We start from the raw sequence: 23,132 nt of genomic DNA, 5'->3' as shown, positions 1-23,132 counted from the left end.
TTTTATGACTTTTGAAAGGGAAATAAATTTATAAAAGTGGAAAATGATCAACCAGACCACTTTTTGATCTTGCGATTTAAGTCGAAACTTTACCGTGGATGTGCCCGTCTACTAACTGAAAAAACGATATGATGTCATAAGGAGAAAAATATAATGGATATGGCGATAGATAAGATGATAGGACTGCCTGAAGCCCAGATAGAAGATCTAAGAAACCTGATGGAGGACTGGAAGAACGAACTCCTTGTCTATAAATTTGCCTTGGATCAAATGGATACGAAATTTTCGATTATCAGCCAGGAATATAATTTAATCCATGGCCATAACCCGATTGAGCATACGAAATCAAGGGTAAAAAGCTTTGAAAGCCTGATCAACAAGCTTGTGCGGAAGGGCTGCGATATTACCACAAAGGCCGCTAAGGAGCACATCAATGATATCGCAGGTCTCAGAATCGTCTGCTCGTTTTTATCCGATATTTACAATATGGTTGAAGTGCTGAAGGAACACGAAGACATCAAGATTTTAAACATGAAAGACTACATTAAAAATCCGAAGCCGAACGGATACAGGAGCCTCCATCTGATTGTAGAAGTGCCTGTTTACTTGACCAACCGCGTCGAGCACGCCAAGGTGGAGATTCAAATCAGGACGATCGCGATGGATTTCTGGGCGAGCCTCGAACATAAAATCTACTACAAATTGAACAATGAAGTGCCGAACCAGCTCACGGATGAGCTGAAAGAAGCGGCTGACATCGCGAACTATCTGGATGAAAAGATGCTTCATATTCGAACAAAAGCGGATCAATAAAAAGCAGCCGGGCATTTTTTAGCCCGGCTGCTATTTTTTTCTGCCGCTTGACCCGAAGTTGTCAATCCTTGAATATCAACCTCATATGTAATATCGGATTCGGTGAAAATCTCATCCCATTTCCCTTCCGCTTTTCGATTCCAGAATTTCAAGACGTCCGTCCGGTATTCACCTTGCAGTTTGCCGAGCGCGCTCTTCATCCACACTTTCACCTGATCTCCGCAAGACGCTCGACTTCTTTCCGCTTTTTGTTTTGGAAATCATGGCCCGGCGATGCCTTCGCGCTCTTCTTTTGTGAACTTTTCACTATGCCAGCTTCGTCAAATATGTTTTTCAACTAAAAGAAAAGAGGAAGAACGCTCCTTTGTATCAAAGGTTATGACTGTCATGAATCGAAAAAAGAAAACAAGAAAATGATAAGAGCACGAGGAGGTCTAAAAATGAAATCGGATATTGAAAAACTTGCGGAATGCGGTTTGCGAAACGGAGCGGCAGCGATGATGAACCGGGAGTCGCAACGGCTTGATGCTGCTTTATACGGGACCGTCGGCAATGCTTTCGACCGTGATGCGGGTACGGAAGGTAAAGCGGACGGAGCTGGCGAAAGGCTGCTTTACCCTAAGTAAATGGCCGGATTGAAAAAGAACCGCGCCCTGTTTTTAACAGCCGTTGCATCAGGGACGATGCTGAATCCGCTCAATTCTTCAATGATTTCTTTGGCGCTGCACAGCATCCAGCATGAGTTTCATCTTTCATTTGCAACCGTATCGTGGCTGATTTCATCTTTTTATTTAGCCAGTGCGGTCGCGCAGCCTGTCACGGGAAAAATCGGCGATTTAATCGGTCGGAAAAAGATGTTTTTGTCAGGGCTTGTTCTCGTTGCCGTATCGGCAATCGGCGCTCCTCTCGCACCGGCTTTTTCCGTCTTGCTGATCATGCGTTTGTTTCAATCGATTGGGAGCGGCGCCATTTATCCTTCGGGAGTGGGCCTGATCAGAAGCCACATTCATGAAAAGCGGGCGTCGGCACTAAGTGTGCTGTCCATTTTTTCGTCGGCTATGACCGCTTTTGGACCGACTGTGGGGGGATTTTTAATCGTTCTCGGGGGATGGCCCGCCATTTTCCTCGTGAACTTTCCATTTATTTTGTTCAGCTTTTTGCTGGGGATGTACATGTTTCCGAAAGATGAGAAAAAAGCCGGCTTAAATGTCCGCGCCGTCATCAAGCGGCTTGATCTGACCGGGATTCTTCTGTTTGCGGGCGGAATCGTTCTCCTGCTGGCATTCCTGCTCTCATTGAGCACGGGCGAGCCCCGTTTTGCCGAGGGGATGTTCGGGCTTGTCTTGCTTTTGATGTTTGTTTGGTGGGAGCTGAGAGTGAGCAGCCCGTTTATTGATATCAGACTGTTGATCGCGCGCAGGACGCTAACTTCGGTCTATGCTCAATTTATTATGCTGAACATCTTTAACTACTGTTTGTTTTTTGGACTTCCGAGTTATTTTCAGGATGAAATGCACCTTTCCGTTCAAGCGAGCGGTCTTTTGATGCTTTTCATGTCCGGGACGAGCGTATTGATTTCACCTTTCGTCGGGAAATGGATTGACCGTTCAGGTGAAACGCAGCCTGTTTTCATTGGTTCTTGCATAATGGCGGCCGGCGCCATCCTGCTTACATTGTTTTTTGTCGATGCACCGATGTTGTGGAAAGGCATTATCCTCTCTTTGCTGGGGGTCAGCTACGGACTCGGCAATGTCGCCCTGCAGGCTGCCATGTTTACGGCAAGTCCGCCGGACATCGTCGGGACCACTTCGGGGCTCTTCCAAACATGCCGCTATCTTGGCTCGATCTTTTCGTCCGTCATTCTGGGTCTGTTGTTTGGAGAAGAAATAACCGCGGGTCATTTTCAGGATCTGGGGGTGGTCATGATTGTGGTTGCCATCGGCAGCGTTTTGATGAGCTTCCGGTTTATTAAGCTGATGAAGGATTGAAAAATGGAGCGCGAGATGCGGCTCCATTTTTTTGCTTTCCGTAGATCCGAATGCCTGAGCAAAAATTCAAAACGGTCATTGCTTAATAATAAGTTGAAAACTTAACGTTTCTTCTTTTTGGTCACAGCTGTGATGATCATAATGACTATAAAGATAGTAAATAGCTGAATAAAGAAGGGAAACATAATCCATCATCTCCTGATCAATTTTCGAAAATATAATAAACGTTGACTGTTGCAATAATAAGAGCGCTAAGGATTGCGATAACTGTCTGCGCACTCAGAAAAATCAATAAACATCCCATCAAAATAAAATAATTATAAAACATGGCTTTCTGTTTTATTAGTTTATGGTGCTCGTCATTTTGCTTAAATGGAGGGTGTAAATATCTCAATGTGAAAAACATGATAAATAAAGAAAAAGGAATAGGATCCAATTTTCCATTAGCCAATGTGCAAAACCAGATAGAGACATAAAATCAACAAGAAAAAGCTAATTGCGTGTAGTGATTTAAATGCGAATTCATGATTCAACTTCCTAAACATCTTCGCTTCTAATGTAGTGTCGAAAAGGCTGCTTCTCCTGTGTTCTCATCTTGAAATAAAATAAACTTCACGTCAAGGAAGCTTTACAAAATAAGGCCCTTAGGCTCAACCTTGCAACTGCTGATGATAGGAAAAGGCTATGCTTACATCCATCTTTAGGCCGGGACATGTGAATTTGTAAGCAGCACAAATTGGACATGTTGGGAGAATCAACGGCGTTTTCTTGAATCGTTGAATTATTTTTAGGTATGCATGGGAAAGGTGATGACACGGCAGCGGTGGGAAGGATAGGTGCTTCGGGTCTATGAAAAGAAGCGGTATAAAAAAAAGAGCAGATCAATTCGATCTGCTCCTTTTTAATATTATTGGGCGACTGAGCTGTAAGACGGTTTTCTGTTTTCTTTTTTGCTCAGGTTATACACGGCTGTTCCCGAGATTTGACCGGCTGTTTTCAGCCTGTCTTTGCTGATGTGTTCAATCGTGTCGTAAGGAGTGTGGTACCAAGGCTCCAATGCACCTGTTCCCGGCTCTCTCCAAATGAAGTTGGCCGAGTCGATGCCGGCTTCATGGAATGGGACATGGTCGGATGAACCGCCTTGATGTAAAAATAATACGTCTTTCCCAAGGCTTAAAGAAGCGGCTTTACTTAGCTCCCAGACGAGGTTTGCCGAACCGTCGGGTGTATTGATGTACAGCTGTGAAGCATTTTCCCAGCTTGTCGCCACCATATCTAAGTTAAAGTTGGCAACGCTCTGTTTGACTTCCCGCTCTGACAAGGTGCTGACATAATGGCGCGATCCGAGGAGACCGATTTCTTCGGCACCGAATGTAATAAAGCGAATTTCTTTGTCGGCTGGAACCGTCTTCATGATCCGGGCCAGTTCAAGGACGACTGAAGTGCCGGAGGCATTGTCATTGGCTCCGGGAGCATAAGGGACGCTGTCATAATGCGAAGTCACATACACGATGTCCGGATTTTTGACACCTTTTGCTTTGCGGACGCCGATCACGTTTTGCGATGTTTGATTTTTATGAGCCTTCAGCTTCAAGATCGCTTCTTGTTCAGAAAGCAGCTTTTCTCCGTCTTCCTTTTTGACGCCGACTACCGGAACATCGACTTTATTACCGCTGAGATTCGGAGTCAGAGGGACGAGACCGTCGACGTTATTATAAATGATCACTCCGCTTGCGCCTGCGTCAGCAGCGTTTTTTGCTTTTTCATAGAATGTCAGCTCGCCTCTTAAAATGACGGCGATTTTGCCTCTCGCTTCCTCGGTGAAGTCGCCGGGCAGGCCGAGGCCGGCATCATAGAGAGGAGCTGCCAGGCCTTCTGCTGCTGTCGGGGCGGAACCGGCGGCAGGCCGCGAAGGCACGTTATTTCCCTGAACGGTAAGCGTTCCTTCCAGCCGATCAGGTATGCTGAAGGTTTGTGTGGTCACTTTCAGATTTGATTTTTTCATCTGTGAGGCGATGAAAGCGGCGCTCTTTTTTTCTTCCGCCGTGCCTGTCACACGCGGTCCGATTGTTTCGCTTAAATGGTAAATCGTTTGATAGGCGCGATTTTCGTTGAATTTTTTGCTGAATTTTTCGACATCTTTTGCGATGGCTGTTTCCTGAGGCGCCGCTTGAACAGCATTTCCCGTTCCATCGGCGAACACGCCGCCTGCTATTACGGATAGCGCCAATCCGATCATCATCATTTTTCTCTTCATACATAAACCTCCTTGATGGTCTTGTTTTCCTGAGAAGAGATATTCGCAGCTGAGCGGGTGAATCCTGCATGCATCTGATAAATGATTCGATAGACCAGTAATTTGAAGTTTGATAAAAAAGTTTTTTTGTTTAATAGGATGGTTGACGTGAGCATTCTTTCTGTTTAGAATACGTCCGAATTATCAGGATCCTGATTTTGAATCACATATGTGAATGTTGGAGGGTGTCATGTCAGTAAAATCCGCGGTACGTGTTGTACGTATATTTGAATTGCTGTCAAATCATCCGGATGGATTAACCGTAAAGGAGATCAGCAAAGAATTGTCGCTGCCGCAGAGCAGTACATTCAATTTGGCCGCTACACTTTTGGATGAAGGATACCTTCAGCAGGATGCTATCAAGCGTTACAGGCTGGGGGCAAAACTGATCCAAGTTGGAACCGCTGCCATGGAGTCGATCGACATTTCGTCGCAAGGTGTTCCGTTTTTAAAACAGCTGATGGACGGCGTTCAGGAGACGGTGTTTATGGCCGTTCTATCCGATGATCAGCTCGTCTACATCGCAAAAATCGATAACAACAGGTCAATCAGAACAACCGCACAGCCCGGTTCGCGCAAGCCGCTATATTGCACCGGGCTTGGCAAGGCATTTTTGGCATTCATGCCGGAGGACAAAAGGGAAGGGCTGCTCGACCGCATGGAATTTATCCGGTTTACCGGGCATACCATCACCGCCAGAGATGAGCTGGAAAAGCAGCTGCAGACATTTTTGGAACAGGGATATGCCGTTGACAATGAAGAAAATGAAGAAGGTTTGTTTTGTCTGGCGGCTCCTGTCTATGGTCCGGATGGCGTAATGAATGCGGCGATCAGCACCGCCGGGCCAAAGGAGCGCATGCTCGCAAGAAAGGCGCTTATCGTTGAGCAGCTGCTTCACACAGCCGGAAAAATTACAGAAAGCATTGGCGGATTTAAAAAGCCGCTTTAGCAAAGGGGGAAAGTTCTGATGGATGTTATTAGCATAGGAGAGACAATGGCGCTGTTCACTCCGAATGAAGACGGCCCTCTCAGATACGCAAGAAACTATCAGGTGAGAATAGCGGGCGCAGAAACCAACACGCTGATCGGGCTTTCGAAGCTCGGGAAAAAAGCCGGCTGGATTACCCGGCTTGGAAAAGACGAGTTCGGGGCGATGATTCTTTCTGCTGTCAGAGGAGAAGGAGTCGATGTCAGCCAAGTGAAGCTCGATGACACGGCGCCGACCGGTTTGTTTTTTAAAGAAAGGAAAAGCGCGGCCAAAGTCAATGTCTTCTATTACAGGACGCTTTCAGCGGCGAGTTTTTTGAAAAAAAGCGATATTGATGAGCCATACATTGAGAAAGCGGGGTTTTTATACATTACGGGAATTACCCCGGCTTTAAGTGAAAGCGCTTCAGATGCAGTGTTTTATGCAGTGGAGCTCGCCAAAAAGCACAATAAATGCGTTGTATTTGATCCGAATTTTCGAAAAAAGCTCTGGGACGGAGAGCGGGCGCGGCAGACGATGTTTGATTTGATCAAACAGTCTGATATCGTGCTTCCCGGCTTGAGCGAAGGGCGTTTTTTGTTCGGCACCGCTGATGAGAAAAAAATAGCGGAAGCCATCCGCGGGCACGGGGCTGAAACCGCCATCGTCAAGCTTGGTGCAAAAGGCGCCTATTATTCCAGCGGGAATGAAAACGGCTATGCGGAAGGCTATCAGATTCAGACTGCAGCGGATCCCGTGGGTGCCGGAGACGGCTTTGCAGCCGGTGTATTATCGGGTTTGATTGATCATATTCCGCTTTCTGAAGCTGTCAAACGCGGCTGTGCCGTCGGCGCCATGGTAGCTGCGGTAAACGGTGATATTGAAGGGCTGCCTGACAGCGATTCACTGTTTGCGTTTATGGAACAATCTGATGAAGAAGATGTCAGCCGATAAAAAACCGTAAAGAAAGGGTGGCAGAAATGCATGTATTGTCACAAATCAAAGAACAAAAAGTGATTGCGATCATCCGCGGATACAATCCGGAGGAGGCAGTGAGCATTGCCGGCGCCTTAAAAGCGGGCGGCATCAGGCTTGTGGAAATTACGCTTAATTCCCCTCAAGCGATCAAAGCGATTGAAGCGGTTTCAGAAGATGTTGGAGATGAAATGCTTATCGGAGCAGGAACCGTTCTTGATCCCGAATCTGCGAGAGCGGCGCTTTTAGCCGGCGCGCGGTTTATCCTGTCGCCAACTGTTCATGAAGAGACGATCAAGCTGACAAAGCGATATGGAGCGATCAGCATTCCGGGCGCCTTTACCCCGACGGAAATATTGACGGCGTATGAAAGCGGTGGAGACATCATCAAAGTATTTCCCGGAACGATGGGGCCTGGCTATATCAAAGATATCCACGGACCGCTTCCGCATATTCCGCTGCTTCCGACGGGAGGGGTAGGGTTGGAAAACCTTCACGAGTTTTTACAGGCCGGTGCGGTCGGTGCTGGAATCGGCGGTTCACTTGTGAGGGCTCATCAAGATGTGAATGACGCGTTTTTAGAAGAGCTGTCCAAAAAAGCAAAGCAATTTGTTGAAGCAGCAAAACAGTAAAAGGGGAGATCAGAGATGAAAATAACGGGATTCGAGTGTTTCCAAATTCCACCGCGCTGGCTTTTCTTAAAAATCGAAACGGATGAAGGCATTACAGGGTGGGGAGAGCCGGTAATCGAGGGAAAGGCGGCGACAGTTAAGGCGGCTGTCGGCGAGTTAATGGAATATTTAATCGGCAAAGACCCGATGAACATTGAAGACCACTGGAATGTCATGTACAGAGGCGGGTTTTATCGGGGCGGACCCATTCTGATGAGCGCGATTGCAGGAATCGATCAAGCGCTTTGGGACATTAAGGGCAAGTTTTACAATGCGCCCGTGCATCAGCTGCTCGGAGGGAAGAGCAGGGAATCGATCAAGGTCTATTCCTGGATTGGCGGAGACAGGCCTCAAGACGTCGGCCTCGCTGCCAAGGAGGTGGTTGACCAAGGCTTTACAGCCGTCAAAATGAACGGCACGGAAGAGCTGCAATACATTGATTCACATGAAAAAATCGATCAGGTGATTGAAAGAATATCAGCCGTCAGAGAAGCTGTCGGCCCGTACATTGGAATCGGCATCGACTTTCACGGCAGGGTGCACAAGCCGATGGCGAAGATTTTGGCAAAAGAGCTTGAACCGTTTCGCCCGATGTTTATAGAAGAGCCTGTTCTGCCGGAAAACAACGAGGCGCTCCGCGATATCGCCAGCCTCGTCTCAATTCCGATTGCGACCGGAGAACGAATGTTTTCAAAGTGGCAGTTTAAAGATCTGCTGACTGACGGCTATGTCGATATTATTCAGCCTGACTTGTCACACGCCGGCGGAATTACCGAATGCAAAAAGATCCTGTCGATGGCGGAAGCATTTGATGTCGCCGCCGCTCCTCACTGTCCGCTGGGCCCGATCGCTCTGGCGGCCTGCCTTCAGGTTGATGCAACGTGCCACAATGCATTTATACAGGAACAAAGCTTAGGAATCCATTACAACAAAGGCACGGATTTGCTTGATTATATCGTGGATCAAAAGGTGTTTTTCTATGAAGACGGCTATGTCCGGATTCCGGATGGCCCGGGCCTTGGGGTGGACATCAATGAAGATCATGTCCGGAAAATGGCTGATATCGGGCATAACTGGCGCAATCCGGTATGGCGGCACAAGGACGGAAGCATAGCTGAATGGTAAAAATGATACCGTTTTCAAAAGATGTCCGTCATTACAAACAAATAAAAGGAGAGGGCCTGTCATGAAACAAGCTGCTGTAAAAGAGAAGCCGACAAAGGTTAGAGTGCGGGTACTGCTGTTTATTTTTGTATGTGTCGTGATCAATTATATGGATCGAAGCAATATCTCAGTCGCAGCTTCTGCAATTGGAGACGATTTAAACTTGTCTGCCGTTCAACTGGGTTTGATTTTTTCCGCTTTCGGCTGGGCATACTGCGCCCTGCAAATACCGGGAGGCGGGCTTGTCGATCGGTTTGGCCCGAGGCTTGTCTACGGTTTTACCTTGGTTACTTGGTCGCTCGCAACATTGCTTCAGGGGTTTGTCCGCGGCTTCGGTTCTCTATTCGGGTTGCGTCTTGCGACGGGGGCGTTTGAAGCGCCGGCTTTTCCGACCAATAACCGGGTGGTGACTTCATGGTTCCCTGAACAGGAAAGGGCTTCAGCCATTGCGTTTTATACGTCGGGGCAATTTGCCGGCCTTGCGTTTTTAACGCCGGCGCTCAGCGCCATCCAGCATGTCGTCGGCTGGCGCGGCCTGTTCATCGTAACTGGGGTGATCGGCATCATCTGGGGCCTTATCTGGTATATTTTTTACCGTGATCCCGACCGTCATCCAAAGGTAAATAAGGCTGAACTTGATCATATAGAAAAAGGCGGGGGGATCGTCCGCCGCGGCCGGACTTCCGAAAAGGAAAAATCGGCATTTAATTGGAAGCATTTCAAACAAGTGACCGCTCATCGCAAGCTGTGGGGTATATATATTGGACAGTTCGCCGTTAATTCGACTTTATGGTTTTTTCTGACATGGTTTCCGACATACCTTGTAAAATATAGAGGCCTTGATTTTCTCCAATCCGGTTTTCTCGCCTCGCTTCCGTTTCTTGCGGCGTTCATCGGTGTTCTGTTGTCCGGCTTCCTGTCCGACTTTCTGATCAAAAGGGGCGTATCGGCCGGGGTTGCCCGCAAAACACCGATTATTACCGGATTGATCCTGTCTATTTCCATTATCGGTGCCAATTATGTCGATCAGACATCACTGATCATTTTATTTATGACGCTTGCCTTTTTTGGAAACGGTCTGGCCTCCATTACATGGGTGCTGGTATCGTCTTTAGCGCCTAAGCATTTGATCGGACTGACCGGCGGAGTATTTAATTTTGTCGGCAGCCTCGCTTCCGTTATCGTTCCGATTGTCATCGGCTTTCTCGCAAACGGGGGAAGCTTTGCGCCCGCCCTCGTCTTTATCGGCACCCTTGCCCTTCTGGGAGCCCTTTCCTACATCTTTCTTGTCGGAAAGGTTGAACGGATTCAGGTCAATGATAATATAAAAGAAAACGATTCTATTTCTATGTGACACCCGGCTGCCGGACATTCGGCGGCCTTTTTGAATAATAGATCATGGTTTGTCACAAAATAACGCTAAAATATTTTTGACGACAGGGTGTTCAGGATGAAGACATATTTTCAAAAAGATTATCAACTCGGCTCGTTTCAATTTTTTTCAACATCTCATATACTGACTTTGCTGGTGCTTGCAGCGCTCGGTGTTTGTTTGTTCGTCTTTCGCAAGACGCTGCAAAAACCGCGGTGGAACCGGATGCTTCGCTATGCGTTTGTGGCGGTTTTATTGATTTCTGAAATCAGCTACCACTCCTGGTTTATCTATGTAAATTCCTGGACGCCGCGTTATTGTTTGCCGCTTCACCTCAGCGACCTTTCGGTTTATCTTGTCATCATTCTGTTATTAACGAAAAACCTCACCTTGTTTAAATTTCTTTATTTTGCCGGTTTGGGGAGCGCTTTGCAAGCGATTCTGACGCCTGACTTGGGAAGGTACGGCTTTCCTCATTTCCGCTTTTTTGAATTTTTCATTTCCCACGGAATCGTCGTACTGGCCTGCCTTCTGATGATTGCAGCCGAGAAGTATAAGCCGACCGTGCGCTCTCTCTGGGTCACGTTTCTTCTCGTCAATATTTATGGGGCATTCATCTTTTTAATCAACCGTTTGCTGAAGTCGAACTATATGTACATGATGAAAAAGCCGGGCGGCGGAGCTTCGCTGTTAGACGTGCTCGGGCCGTGGCCATGGTATCTTTTATCAGCGGAAGCGGTCACGATCGTCTTCTTCTATCTTCTCTATCTGCCGTTTTGGATCGCCAGGAAGGTGAAAGAAAAAAAGGATCTTGCATGATTCCTGTATTTCTGAATAGGTTCGGCCGTATTCCATTGGCCAAGAGAATTTAAAAAATCAAAATGAGTGATTGCGCCATGAGTGTCTCCTTTTTAACTAATCATTCACACCGTGATCAGGAATATGAAGAAAAAAGCAGATCTCGTAAAAGATCTGCTTTCTATTACATACTGATTTGTTTCTTTTGTTCATAATCTATTTCTGGCTGTATTTCCTTCGTGAGTTGATGCCCTTCTATGTCCACATTCGGAATAATCTTGTCCAGCCATTTTGGCAAGTACCAGGCTGCATTCCCCATCAGTTTCATGACACTTGGAATCAGTGTCATTCGTACAATAAAGGCATCAAAGAGCACACCAAAGGAAAGAGCCAACCCGTTGGCTTTAATAGAAGCTTCTCCAGCAAAGATAAATCCTGCAAAAACGAAGATCATGATCAGGCCGGCTGCGGTGACAACAGGACCGCTGTGTTTTAATCCGGCTTGAATGGCTTGTACTGGATTCTTTGTTTTCACATATTCTTCACGCATTCTGCTGACAAGGAATACTTGATAATCCATGGCTAATCCAAACAGAATTCCAATAGATAAAATCGGCAAGAACGCGAGTATCGGCCCTTTTTCTGGTATTTTGAAAAAGTCGATGAGATTCCCGTCTTGTAAAACAAATACACAGATCCCAAGAGTGGCAGTCATTGTCAATACGAAACCAGCAACAGCAACAAGAGGCACAAGCAGCGAACGGAATACGATTGTCAGCAATACAAACGCAAAACCAACAATGAGCACAGCAAACACCGGTATCGCATCATTCAGGCGATCTGAAATATCAATATTCACGGCAGTCGATCCAGTAACGAGCAAATCTACCCCGTTTTTATCTGATAAGCTGCGTACTTCCTTTACCAAATCCTTCGTTGCCACATCATTTGGACCTGTTTCAGGAACGACCGTAATGATAGCAAAGTTCCCTTCTTTATTAGGCATTGCAGGAGTGACACTCGCTACATGGTCTAGTTCCTTTATTTCTTTCACTGCATCTGTGAAGGCTTCCACCTTATTTTCTGTCACACTTGTAGCATCCGCTACGATTGTTAATTGACCATTAAATCCTTCTCCAAAACCGTCGGCAAGCAAGTCATATGCCCGGCGTTCCGGATTATCCTTCGCTTTCATCCCTGCATCAGGCAAACCCAGTTCCAAATGCACAGATGGAATACTAATGACGAGCAAAATCAGAATGCTGCATACACTTAGCATGATAGGGTTTTTTGTGACAAAGCGTCCCCAGACATTTGTTTCAGCGCTTTGTTTATCTTTTTTCTTGTTTGATTTCGGAACCATCCGTTTCCCCGCTATCGATAAGACGGCAGGAACAAGCGTGATTGAGGCGAGAACAGCTAACAATACACTAAGCCCTGCTGTCAGCCCCATTGCAGACATAAAAGGAATGTTAACAACCGTCAATCCGCAAAGTGCGACAATAACAGTAAGTCCGGCAAAAACGACTGCACTCCCAGCTGTTCCGGTAGCTCTGGCAATAGATTCATTCTTTTGTATGCCTTCGCCTAGAAACTGACGGTGCTTCGTAAAAATAAATAAAGCATAATCAATCCCAACAGCAAGGCCAATCATTCCGGCTAATGAAAGACTGACGGAAGCAATATCGAAAACTTGTGTTCCAATCAAAACAAGTCCAATACTAACACCTAATCCAATCAGTGCAGTTAAAATCGGTAAGCCTGCTATTAATAAAGAGCCGAATGTAATGGCTAACACTACAAAGGCCAGGATAATGCCGACAATTTCAGAGATACCGCCTATCTCCATCTCGGCTCCCGGTACATCACCGCTCAGCTCAGCTTGCAGTCCCTCATAATCAGCCATTTTCAAACTGTCTTTTAAGTGTTTGATAGAGTAATCCTTTATATCATCTGCTGATGATTTATACTTGATATCAGCATAGGCAACTGTGCCGTCTTTCGCGATTGTTCCTGTCACAAAAGGACTTGCAATCGAGTCAACAGAACCATCTTTATCGATTTCCTTTAACGTATTTTCTATTGCTTTTTTGGCTGACTCTGCAGTAAGTTTCTCTCCATCTTCAGCACCGAAAATCACCCGTATGCTCCCTTTATCAGGGCCGTGAGGAAATTCTTTTTGAATGACATCCATCGCTTTTTCCGAAGGTGTGTCAGGTATGGACATATCCTCAGAAAAACTTGGTTTTAACGTAATGGCAAGCCCTATCGAAGCAACTAACACAACGATCCACGCGCATATAACTTTTATGCGATGGCGAGCAACCCATCCTCCTAATTTATATAACATTTTTGACATGATAATCTCCTTTCAACACATTGCTTGATCATATTCCTCCTCATTGTAGTGGACAATGAAATAAAAAAAACGTACATTCGGGTATGTACGTTTGGGCAAATTTCAAATTTGATGTTATTTGTCTAATGTCAGAATGCCTCTTTGCATGGCAATCGTTACGGCTTCAGTTCTTGAATTCGCGCCTAATTTATTGTAAATGGACGTTAACCTGGACTTTACTGTTCTCTCAGAGACGCCCAAATCAAAGGCGATCGCTTTGCTTTTAAGACCTTTAGCAATTGCTTTTAGAACAATGACTTCCTTTTCTGTCAGCTGAGTATCACTGCTCTGTTTTTTCATCCGCTCCAATTGGATTTCTTGCAGACGTTTTAAGATTTCAGGCTGCAACAGCACGTTTCCTCTTATTGCTGCATCCATTGTATGAAAAAGGGTTTCTGAACTCGTATCCTTCAATAGATATCCTTTCGCCCCTAATTCAATTCCTTCGATCATTAAGTGATCTTCATTATAAGTAGTCAAAATAATGATAGGGATGTCATGATTTTCTTTTATTTGTTTAATGGCTTCTAACCCGCTCATCTCCGGCATATACAAATCCATGAGAATGATATCCGGTTTTAATTCATCTGCAAGACGGACTGCCGCTTTGCCATTTTCGGCCTCTCCTATGATGGTGTAATGATCATTCGTTTCAATTAAAAGCTTCAGACCTTCCCTCACGACAAGATGGTCATCAACGATTAAAACCTTATTCATCTTGCATCTCTCCCTGAATTGGTACTGTGATCTCAATTTGTGTTCCTTTTGATTTTGTACTCTTTATATTAAATTGGCCTTTCATGGCTCTGACGCGTTCTTCTATGCCGAGAAGCCCGTAATGTCCTCTCTTTTTCTTGCTCTTTTCAACATCAAATCCTTTGCCATTGTCCTTGACAGTTAAATGGAGCCTCCCCTTATCATCATCCCAAATGGATACCGATATCGTTTCTGCTTCAGCGTGCTTTGCTGCATTCGTTATGCATTCTCCAATGATGTAATAACAGTTTTCAGCTGTACGAACGTCTAATATCTGATGTAATCGGTAGTCTAAAAAACCACCCATGCCTGTCGACTCTTGAAAATGATCCATTAGTGAGGTAATTCTTTCTTTTAGAAAACCGATTTCCTCTGCTTTGCTGCGCAGATCGTCAATCGCTGAACGCGCGTCGGCCAATGTACCTCTCACTCTTTTCATTGATTGTTGAATGATTTCTATTGCTCTCTCTGTGTTGCCTTTGGCGAGATGAACATGAATAGCATCGAGCTGCATATTTAAACTGACCAGCCCTTGAGCAAGCGTATCGTGTAAGTCCCGGGCCATACGCTGCCTTTCGTTTTGCAGCGTCAGCTGTTCGACCTGCTGATGAGCCAGCTCCAGCCGTTCAAGAGTCAGCTGAGCTTTTATCTTTTCATCGACTTGGGCAAATAATGTAGCGGCATAAGTAATAATCACGATCATAATAGGTACGGCAATGACAAGAAAATGCAAATAATCACCTTTGTGAATCTGATGTGTTGCATTGATTGACAGCAGAAGCAGTAAATACAGTATGAGGAAAGTCCTTCTTCTGTCTGCTATTCCTGCAATCTGTCCAATCAAAAATGCATAAAGGCCGATGATGACCAGCACTAAGAAGCCAGTCATGATATTAGCCAGTGTAAAAGTGATCAAACCTTGCAGCACAAAATATAGAATGACCCTTTTCTTAACCCAGCGATATGAATGCCAATGCAGCAAAGCAAAAATGGCGGTCAATACTGTAAACACGTTAAGCAATAAAATGGACCAGCTCCCAATAATAAATTGCAGCACGACAGAGGCTACATAGATCATGAGAATAAAAGCCAGGCCCGGCACTCTGAGCGCAAGCATATTTAATGCCCGTCTATCATGTGAGTAATGCTTTTCTTTAAAAGGATTCAAACCTCATCCACTTCCTTTAACAGTTTAACCGAACAGAGATTCATGTAATTTATTGAACGTGAACATACATTTATCCAATCATTTTATAGGAAGAGAAAGAACACAACAATACCGAGGTGCAGTGAACCATTAGATGTTCCCAAACATATGATCATTGCCCAAACGTACATAAGCGTTCTGCCTTTATGTACGTTTTATCTTTTCAAATTTACATTTAAAATCATGAGGAACTCACTATTTATTAAAGGAATGATCAACATTGAAATCGATTGATCTCACAATTTTATCATTAAAAAGAAAAGGAATCAGAACTGAGAAAGTGTCAAAAAATCAGTGCCCTGATCGATTAAGCAATACGAACGAAAAAACAGACAAACATAGAAACAAAAATAGTCAATCCAAGAACATGTGTAAAGAAAAAGGGGAATGAATATGTATTGGTTTTTAGGTGCTTTATTATATTTTCTCATCGGTACTTGTATATTTATTGGAGTCATTAGAGACATTCACTCAGGCTCATGGATGCTCCTTACATTAGCAGCTCCAATCATCATTATTGGCTACCCTTACTTTTATTCAAAGAAGCTTTTTGCCAAAAGATAGTGAAATAGACGCCATACAATCAGAGGATCTTGCATGATCCTTTTTTTTCAGCCTATCGACGGTGTTTATTTTTTTAAAAAAGGGAATAGAACAAAAAAAGAAAAGGAGATGGAAGACATATGAAAAGCGACCGAACCATGCATATTATTTCATGTACAGACAATAACTACGCACAGCATTTAAGCGTGATGTTCGCATCATTGCTGACGAATATGGATCAGACGCGCGATGTGAAACTGTATGTCATCGACGGAGGGATTGAACCGGAAAATAAAAAGCGTCTGGAAGAGACGACCCTTCAATTCGGAGCCCCCATTACATTTCTGAATGTAGAAAAAAGCCAGTATGACCGTGCGGTCGAAAGCAGCCATATTACAAAAGCGGCATACTATCGGATTTCCATCCCCGATCTGATTGATGACGATTCCGTCAAACGAATGATCTATGTCGATTGCGACGCCTTAGTGTTAGAGGATATATCGAAGTTGTGGGACAAGGACATTTCACCTTATTTCGCAGCGGCAGTAGAAGATGCAGGCCAGCATGAACGGCTGAAAAAGATGAACATCAGCGACGAAGCAAAATATTTTAACTCAGGTATCATGATCATCGATATGGAAGCCTGGAGAAAAAACAACATTTCGAAAAAAGTCATCGACTTCATCAATAACAACGATGAAGACATGTTTATGTTTCATGACCAAGACGCGTTGAATGCGATTCTTTATGATCAGTGGCTCGAACTTCATCCGAGGTGGAACGCCCAAACACACATTATTTTAAAAGAAAAAACGCCGGCTTCCCTCATCGATCAAAAGCGCTATATGGAAACAAGGGCAAACCCGGCAATCGTTCATTTCTGCGGCGGAAACAAGCCTTGGAATTCAAACACCTCACACCCGTACGCCCGTCAATATTTTAAGTATTTGCAGTCCACAGCCTTTAACCAGCCGGCCAAATTGTCTAAAAACCATGTCAGCTAACATGCCAATCTCATTTTAAATCGCAGGATGAATCGATATAATGACAACAAACCCTGACGTATCCCCATATTCGCTTGTTTCCTTTTGGAAACAAGCATTTTTCTTGGCTGCAAAAATTTTTGACGAATGGAGGAGCGCTTTTGGTTAAAGTGCTGTTGACACTTAACGGACTGTTTTACCGCGCAGCGCCGCTGTTGAAGGAAAGGGTCGAACGGCTCGGCGCCGAATTTGCATTTTTGGATTCCAATCGGTTGACGAGACAGGATTTACTGACTCATATCAAGGATGTTCATATTTATATCGCCGGCGTTGAAAAAGTGGACCGGGAGCTGATCGACGCCGCCCCGGAACTAAGATATATCATGAAATTCGGTGCGGGAATCGACAATATTGATGTAGAATATGCAAGCGAAAAAGGAATCCTCGTCACGAATGCACCCGGCCAAAACGCCTCGGCAGTCGCCGATTTGGCATTCGGCCTTCTGCTGTCTGGCGCCCGTTCGATCCCGCAGTCAAACGCCGCAGTCAAAGCCGGTTTGTGGCAATCCGAGATGGGCTATGAGCTCGATGGAAAAACGCTGGGGCTTATCGGTTTTGGGGAAATTGGCAAAAAGGTTGCAAGACGGGCTTCCGGGTTTCATATGAACGTTTTGGCGTACGGCACATACAAAGACTACAATGCAGCCAAACGGCTGAATGTACGGTTTGCAGAGCTTGACGATATCCTGGGAAAATCTGACTTTGTATGTATCAGCACGTCATTAAGACCTGCCACCTATCATTTGATCAATCAAGAAAAGCTGGCAAAAATGAAGAAAACCGCGTACCTGGTCAACATTGCCCGCGGAGAAGTGGTAGACGAAAGCGCGCTCATTCAAGCGCTTGAACAAAAACAGATCAGAGGTGCAGCATTGGACGTCTTTGAAACCGAACCGCCGGCCGCCCGGATCACTAGTCTCGGCAATGTCATATGCACGGCGCATATCGGCGGCGCTACGTATGAGAGCATCAGGCGCATCGAAGAGGTGACATATCAAAACATCAAAAGGTTTATCGAAAAACAGCCGCCGGCTTTCCGCGTTTCATAAAGACCGGAAACGGCGAAAAGCCGCATCCGGTTATGTTCTTTGAAAAAACTCAATTATTTCTCCTTCGGGCCCAAAAAGAAAAAAATAGCGGAAGCCGTTTGGCAATACGGTGATCTCGTCTTCCATCAGCTTGATGCCGGCGCTTTTTACGCGGGCGAATTCAGCCTCGATATCATCGGTTGAGACGGCAAAATGATGTACTTTTCCTTCCTGAGGAAGACTGTCGTTATATCCCTCGATCAATTCAAGCTCTGTCTCGTCTCTGTTCTCAAAGCCTAAAAAAGCCAGCTTCATGATGCCGTTTGTATGGGTCATTCTGCCTTTCAGCGTCATTCCGATCACATTTTGGTAGAATGTGATCGAAGCATCAATGTTTTTCACCATCAGTCCTACGTGGTCAATTCGCGCCATTACGCCATTCCTCCTTTTGTTTCTCCATCATTTTAGAAAGGTCGGAATCATCTGTCAATTATCTCGATTAAATGATGAATAAGAATATTGATCAGGCGTTATGGTAGGATAGAGAAGACTTTAAAATAAGGACTGAAATCAAATGCATACATTAAAAATAAAACATCCATTCGCTGCAAAAATGAAAAAGGGCTATCCCTTAATTGAAAAAGAAGCTGTTTCTTCGCAAGAAAACGGCATAAAAGAAGGTTCGCTGATCAGGGTTGCCGATGAAAACGGCACGTTTTTGGGAAAGGGCTACTATGGCGAGCAAAACAAAGGGATCGGCTGGATTCTGACCCGAAACGAAGAGGAATCAATTGATCAATCATTCTTTTTAAGCAGGCTGGCGAACGCCTTTCAGGCCAGAAAATCGCTTTTTCAAGACCCGGATACGACCGCTTTTCGTTTGTTTAACGGGGAAGGCGACGGAATCGGCGGCTTTACGATTGATTATTATGACGGCTACTATTTGTTCCAATGGTACAGCAAAGGGATTTATACGTTTAAGGAAGCGATTATGGAAGCCCTCGATGAATTGACAGACTATAAAGCCGTATATGAGAAAAAACGGTTTAATACGGCCGGGCAGTATGTAGAAGATGACGACTTTGTCAGAGGAGAGAGAGGGGAATTTCCGATCATTGTGAAAGAGAACGGCATACATTTTGCCGTTTACCTCAATGACGGTGCGATGACAGGCGTTTTTCTCGATCAGCGCCATGTCCGCAAGGCGGTTAGGGACCGGTATGCGGAAGGAAAAACCGTGCTCAACACCTTCTCATATACAGGTGCATTTTCTGTGGCGGCGGCGCTTGGAGGCGCTGAAAAAACGACGAGCGTTGATGTTGCAAACCGCAGTTTAAGCAGGACGATCGAACAATTCAGCGTGAACGGGCTGGATTATGAAGCTCATGATATTAAAGTCATGGACGTTTTTAAATATTTTCAATACGCGGCCAAAAAAGAACTCGCCTTTGACCTCGTCATCCTCGATCCGCCTTCATTTGCGAGAACAAAAAAGCATACATTCAGCGCGGCAAAGGATTATAAAAATCTGTTGAAAGACGCGATTCGGATCACTAAAGATCAAGGTGTGATCGTCGCTTCAACGAACAGCAGCGCTTTTGGGATGAAAAAATTCAAAGGTTTTATCGAAGCGGCATGCAAAGAAACGGGGACGCGCTTTACAATGCTTGAGGAGCATTCGCTTCCCGAAGATTTCAAAACGGTGAAAAGCTATCCTGAAGGCGATTATTTAAAAGTTGTCTTTTTGCGGATCCGCCGCCGTTAATGTAAGGCTGGGGAAAAATTTTGCGATAAAAACAATACCTGTCGATCAATTATTCATGTATATTGATATTACGCGAAAAACTCAGGCAGGGGGTAGTTATGGATTACGGAATTTTAATATCGATAGGTATTTATATGGCAGGAATGCTTTTTATCGGATATTTTGCATATCGAAGAACTTCAAATTTGACCGACTACATGCTTGGCGGAAGAAATCTGGGCCCCGCCGTCACCGCGTTAAGCGCAGGTGCTTCCGATATGAGCGGCTGGCTATTAATGGGGCTGCCCGGTGCGATGTTTCTGAACGGATTGAGCAGCGGCTGGATCGTTGTCGGTCTGACAATCGGCGCTTATTTGAACTGGGTGTATGTTGCGCCGAGGCTGAGAACGTATACGGAAACGGCCGGCAACAGCATTACCATACCCGATTATTTCGAAAACCGTTTTAAAGACGGTTCAAGGCTGTTACGAGTGACCTCGGCTTTCGTTATTTTAGTATTTTTCACTTTTTATACATCATCCGGAATGGTGGCGGGCGGAGAGCTGTTCAGAACAGCATTCCACCTTGATTATCGGATCGGCATCTGGCTGACGGCCGGGGTTGTCATTCTTTATACGCTCTTCGGGGGCTTTCTGGCTGTCAGCTGGACCGATTTTGTTCAAGGGACGATCATGTTTATTGCACTCATCTTAATGCCGATCGTCGTTTTTGTCCAATTGGGGGGAATTGCGCCGGCGTTTTCGGAAGTGAACGCGGTCAACCCGGACCTCCTCCGTCCGTTTCAAGGAACAACCGCAATCGGTATTGTTTCTTTACTGGCGTGGGGGCTCGGCTACTTTGGACAGCCTCATATTATTGTCAGGTTTATGGCGATTTCAAGCGTGAAAGAGTTGAAGAGTGCCAGAAGAATCGGCATGGGCTGGATGATCTTTTCGATTTGCGGCGCGATGCTGACAGGACTCGTCGGCATCGCCTATTTCAGCGCAAATCATCTTTCGTTAAAGAATGCCGAGACGATATTCATTAAGTTGGCAGACCTTTTGTTCCCATCGATGATTACGGGATTTTTGCTGGCTTCCATTTTAGCAGCTGTCATGAGCACGATTTCTTCACAGCTTCTTGTAACCTCAAGCGCGCTGACAGAGGATTTTTATAAAGCGTTTGTCCGGAAAGGAGCTTCTGACAAAGAACTTGTTCTTGTCGGAAGGCTGTCTGTCCTCGCGATTTCACTGATCGCCCTCATGATGGCGCTTCATCCGAATGAAACGATATTGAATCTTGTCGGCTATGCGTGGGCAGGTTTCGGAGCAGCATTTGGTCCTGTCGTTCTGCTGAGTCTGTATTGGAAACGAATGACGAAGTGGGGCGCGCTTTCAGGGATGCTGTCCGGGGCGCTGACTGTTATTGTGTGGGAGCAAGTAAAAGCTTTTGACCCGGTTTATGAAATCATTCCCGGATTTATTGTTTGTACAGTCGTGATCATCGTCGTCAGCCTGATGACAAAGAAGCCGTCCGCAGAGATTGAAAAGGAATTTGAGACGGCGGTTGAACAGCTGAAAGGTTGAGAATAGGGTGATGGTCTTTGTCAAAGTATTGTTGACGGCCGCTTTTCTCACAGGGGCTTTCGCAGGATTTCTGTGGACATTTTCCAAAGAAAAAAGCGATGAATTTTTTCGGAAATGGCGGCGGATGGATCGGGGAAATTTCACACTTTTCGGTTGGGATTTTGGTGTATTTCTTTTATAGTATTGCTGATGTGCTGCTCGATGTCTAAATGAAAAAAACCAAATTGGCGGAAAAAAACTTCCCCAATTTGGTTTTTTTATTTTTCGGCTATGACACTGCAATAAGGGAAATGAGAAACGGCGCTGCGCAAAGCGTGATGATCGCAGCCAGGATCATCGATACGCTTGAAATCGTTCCGGACACGGAGCTGAGCTCAAATGCTTTTGATGTACCTGCGCCGTGGGCGCTTGTGCCAAGCAGCACGCCCCTTGCAATTTCATTATCAATCCGGAAGTAGCGAATGACCATCGGTCCGATCACTGACCCGGACAGGGCGGTCAATATAACAAAAACAGCGGTCACCGCGGGCATTCCGCCGATCATTTCAGAAACGCTCATTGCAATTGGCGTTGTGACCGATCTGGGAACGAGGCTCTCAATCAGGTCTTCATTCAGCTTGAAAAGTTTTGCGATAAACGCTGTTGACAGGATCGCGATACAGCAGCCTACAGTCACGTTGATAATGATCTCAACCGCGTATTTTTTCAAGACTGGAAAGTATTTGTACAACGGAATCGCAAAAGCCACGGTTGCCGGCTGGAGCATGTCTGTCAACAAGCGACCGCCCGCATTGTACGCTTCAAAGGGCACATTGATGAAAAGCAGCAGGCCGACAAGTATCACCGGCGTGACCAATAAAGGTGACGCATACACCTTTGGATGGCGTGAATACACCGCTTTTGCGCCCAGATAAATTAACACTGTTGCGATCAGGCTTAAGCATCCGATGAGCATGTTTTTTTCCTTTCCTTTCTTTTGGCAATCAATTGAGTCAGCATTCCGGTCGACACCATGACGACGAATGTACTGATGAGGACAACGAGTATAATGCTAGTGCCGAATTCAGCCAGAATATCTCCGTAGTTCATAATCCCGACGGCTGAAGGGACAAAGAACAAAAGCAGCTCCGCGAGAAGCCACAAGGCGCCGATTTCAATCCATTCCAGCTTAATGATTTTGAAATGAAGAAGCGCAAAAATGACGATAATCCCGAGAATGCTGCCGGGAATGTTTATATGAAGAACCTCGGCAATCAGATTCATGAAACGCGCGAATAAAAATAAAAGAGCGACCTGACCTAATCCTTTAATGAATGTTTTCATGTCATTATCCCCCTTTCTAAACATGAGTGTACATGAGTTTTAAGTATAGGTAAAATACATATACAGAATAGATATTATTCATTTTGTCTATAGTTAAAAGCGCAAATCAGGTCAAAAGAAACAGTTTCCTGACTAAAATTAGAAATTGTCGTCCGGAATCATTTGGCGATTTTTTGTGACCATTAAACTGCCGTATTCCCGTGTCTTTAGACTTGTCCGCGATGAAAGCGGTGTACAGATGATTCAAAAAGACGGGTTATATGTCCTTAAAATGCGCTGTGAGGAAGATGATGAACTGTGTATATATCCCTAAAAACAGTATTTACAGCCTATTCAACATCCGTGATTTTCGACTTAAACTATAAATATTGGAAATGAGAGCAAGTCCAGTCAAAGATGTGAATCTATGAAAAACCAATCAAATCATAATTTGACAAGGAAACAATCCATGCGAATCATA

General features: G+C 45.2%; 23 protein-coding genes. 15 read left to right on the top strand and 8 right to left on the bottom strand.

What is annotated here, in order from left to right; all coding sequences use genetic code 11:
• The first annotated feature begins 174 nt into the window (after positions 1-174).
• Complete coding sequence (ywaC, locus tag M1D67_RS20875) at positions 175-813, top strand: GTP pyrophosphokinase YwaC (protein WP_031305127.1); 639 nt, start codon at positions 175-177, stop codon at positions 811-813.
• Here the strand turns inward: ywaC and M1D67_RS20870 are convergent.
• Positions 807-1,019, bottom strand: a complete 213-nt coding sequence (locus M1D67_RS20870; RefSeq protein ID WP_195536780.1) for a hypothetical protein — start codon at positions 1,017-1,019, stop codon at positions 807-809. The two genes, ywaC and M1D67_RS20870, sit on opposite strands and share 7 nt — an antisense overlap.
• A gap of 234 nt (positions 1,020-1,253) precedes the next feature.
• On the opposite strand from M1D67_RS20870, the gene M1D67_RS20865 reads away from it, so the two are divergent.
• Positions 1,254-1,439 carry a hypothetical protein gene (locus tag M1D67_RS20865; protein ID WP_101561329.1) on the top strand — a complete coding sequence of 62 codons (186 nt, stop codon included), beginning with the start codon at positions 1,254-1,256 and terminating at the stop codon, positions 1,437-1,439.
• Positions 1,440-2,801: an MFS transporter gene (locus M1D67_RS20860; protein WP_101561330.1), complete on the top strand. Its 1,362-nt coding sequence runs from the start codon at positions 1,440-1,442 to the stop codon at positions 2,799-2,801. It begins immediately after the preceding gene.
• A 907-nt stretch (positions 2,802-3,708) separates the two neighbouring features.
• On the opposite strand, the gene M1D67_RS20855 is transcribed toward M1D67_RS20860, so the two are convergent.
• Positions 3,709-5,058: a M28 family peptidase gene (locus M1D67_RS20855; protein ID WP_026580293.1), complete on the bottom strand. Its 1,350-nt coding sequence runs from the start codon at positions 5,056-5,058 to the stop codon at positions 3,709-3,711.
• A gap of 229 nt (positions 5,059-5,287) precedes the next feature.
• On the opposite strand from M1D67_RS20855, the gene M1D67_RS20850 reads away from it, so the two are divergent.
• The 6 genes from M1D67_RS20850 to M1D67_RS20825 all read left to right on the top strand — a co-directional run bounded on the left by M1D67_RS20850 (position 5,288) and on the right by M1D67_RS20825 (position 11,065).
• On the top strand, positions 5,288-6,046 hold the full coding sequence (locus M1D67_RS20850) for an IclR family transcriptional regulator (protein ID WP_023856966.1): 759 nt from the start codon (positions 5,288-5,290) through the stop codon (positions 6,044-6,046).
• 18 nt (positions 6,047-6,064) lie between these two features.
• Entirely contained in the window at positions 6,065-7,018 is a 954-nt protein-coding gene (locus M1D67_RS20845) for a sugar kinase (RefSeq protein ID WP_026580292.1), read from the top strand.
• 26 nt (positions 7,019-7,044) lie between these two features.
• On the top strand, positions 7,045-7,671 hold the full coding sequence (locus M1D67_RS20840; protein WP_023856968.1) for a bifunctional 4-hydroxy-2-oxoglutarate aldolase/2-dehydro-3-deoxy-phosphogluconate aldolase: 627 nt from the start codon (positions 7,045-7,047) through the stop codon (positions 7,669-7,671).
• A 15-nt stretch (positions 7,672-7,686) separates the two neighbouring features.
• The gene (gene dgoD / locus M1D67_RS20835; protein WP_023856969.1) at positions 7,687-8,835 is read left to right on the top strand and encodes a galactonate dehydratase; all 1,149 of its coding nucleotides are present in this window, start codon (positions 7,687-7,689) and stop codon (positions 8,833-8,835) included.
• A gap of 61 nt (positions 8,836-8,896) precedes the next feature.
• Positions 8,897-10,228 (top strand): MFS transporter, encoded by a 1,332-nt coding sequence (locus M1D67_RS20830; protein ID WP_105981291.1) that lies wholly within the window; start codon positions 8,897-8,899, stop codon positions 10,226-10,228.
• Positions 10,229-10,324: 96 nt separating this feature from the next.
• Entirely contained in the window at positions 10,325-11,065 is a 741-nt protein-coding gene (locus M1D67_RS20825; RefSeq protein WP_023856971.1) for a YwaF family protein, read from the top strand.
• Positions 11,066-11,228: 163 nt separating this feature from the next.
• Here the strand turns inward: M1D67_RS20825 and M1D67_RS20820 are convergent, their stop codons facing one another.
• From M1D67_RS20820 to ydfH, 3 genes are all read right to left on the bottom strand, one after another.
• Positions 11,229-13,403: an MMPL family transporter gene (locus M1D67_RS20820; RefSeq protein WP_026580290.1), complete on the bottom strand. Its 2,175-nt coding sequence runs from the start codon at positions 13,401-13,403 to the stop codon at positions 11,229-11,231.
• A 114-nt stretch (positions 13,404-13,517) separates the two neighbouring features.
• Positions 13,518-14,159 carry a two-component system response regulator YdfI gene (gene ydfI, locus M1D67_RS20815; protein ID WP_023856973.1) on the bottom strand — a complete coding sequence of 214 codons (642 nt, stop codon included), beginning with the start codon at positions 14,157-14,159 and terminating at the stop codon, positions 13,518-13,520.
• Positions 14,152-15,315, bottom strand: a complete 1,164-nt coding sequence (gene ydfH / locus M1D67_RS20810) for a two-component system sensor histidine kinase YdfH (RefSeq protein WP_105980583.1) — start codon at positions 15,313-15,315, stop codon at positions 14,152-14,154. Before ydfH ends, ydfI begins: the two co-directional genes overlap by 8 nt.
• 310 nt (positions 15,316-15,625) lie before the next feature.
• On the opposite strand from ydfH, the gene M1D67_RS20805 reads away from it, so the two are divergent.
• The 4 genes from M1D67_RS20805 to M1D67_RS20790 all read left to right on the top strand — a co-directional run bounded on the left by M1D67_RS20805 (position 15,626) and on the right by M1D67_RS20790 (position 18,040).
• Complete coding sequence (locus tag M1D67_RS20805) at positions 15,626-15,796, top strand: hypothetical protein (protein WP_023856975.1); 171 nt, start codon at positions 15,626-15,628, stop codon at positions 15,794-15,796.
• The gene (locus tag M1D67_RS20800; protein ID WP_095291354.1) at positions 15,793-15,969 is read left to right on the top strand and encodes a hypothetical protein; all 177 of its coding nucleotides are present in this window, start codon (positions 15,793-15,795) and stop codon (positions 15,967-15,969) included. Before M1D67_RS20805 ends, M1D67_RS20800 begins: the two co-directional genes overlap by 4 nt.
• A gap of 119 nt (positions 15,970-16,088) precedes the next feature.
• Positions 16,089-16,952 (top strand): glycosyltransferase family 8 protein, encoded by an 864-nt coding sequence (locus tag M1D67_RS20795; protein ID WP_212110872.1) that lies wholly within the window; start codon positions 16,089-16,091, stop codon positions 16,950-16,952.
• Positions 16,953-17,101: 149 nt separating this feature from the next.
• Positions 17,102-18,040, top strand: a complete 939-nt coding sequence (locus M1D67_RS20790) for a phosphoglycerate dehydrogenase (protein ID WP_479831853.1) — start codon at positions 17,102-17,104, stop codon at positions 18,038-18,040.
• 30 nt (positions 18,041-18,070) lie between these two features.
• Here the strand turns inward: M1D67_RS20790 and M1D67_RS20785 are convergent, their stop codons facing one another.
• Positions 18,071-18,451 carry a VOC family protein gene (locus M1D67_RS20785; protein WP_105979501.1) on the bottom strand — a complete coding sequence of 127 codons (381 nt, stop codon included), beginning with the start codon at positions 18,449-18,451 and terminating at the stop codon, positions 18,071-18,073.
• 142 nt (positions 18,452-18,593) lie between these two features.
• On the opposite strand from M1D67_RS20785, the gene M1D67_RS20780 reads away from it, so the two are divergent.
• Positions 18,594-19,784: a class I SAM-dependent rRNA methyltransferase gene (locus tag M1D67_RS20780; RefSeq protein ID WP_025810597.1), complete on the top strand. Its 1,191-nt coding sequence runs from the start codon at positions 18,594-18,596 to the stop codon at positions 19,782-19,784.
• 98 nt (positions 19,785-19,882) lie between these two features.
• The gene (gene putP / locus M1D67_RS20775; RefSeq protein ID WP_023856981.1) at positions 19,883-21,349 is read left to right on the top strand and encodes a sodium/proline symporter PutP; all 1,467 of its coding nucleotides are present in this window, start codon (positions 19,883-19,885) and stop codon (positions 21,347-21,349) included.
• A gap of 268 nt (positions 21,350-21,617) precedes the next feature.
• Here putP and M1D67_RS20770 read toward each other — a convergent pair whose 3' ends face one another.
• Positions 21,618-22,304 (bottom strand): CidB/LrgB family autolysis modulator, encoded by a 687-nt coding sequence (locus M1D67_RS20770; RefSeq protein WP_023856983.1) that lies wholly within the window; start codon positions 22,302-22,304, stop codon positions 21,618-21,620.
• Complete coding sequence (locus tag M1D67_RS20765; RefSeq protein ID WP_020453376.1) at positions 22,286-22,672, bottom strand: CidA/LrgA family holin-like protein; 387 nt, start codon at positions 22,670-22,672, stop codon at positions 22,286-22,288. The genes M1D67_RS20770 and M1D67_RS20765 overlap by 19 nt, the downstream gene beginning before the upstream one ends.
• Between the last annotated feature and the right edge of the window lie 460 nt (positions 22,673-23,132).

Source organism: Bacillus sp. PK6-025, from assembly GCF_056530265.1.
This window is presented reverse-complemented; position numbering and strand designations above follow the sequence as displayed.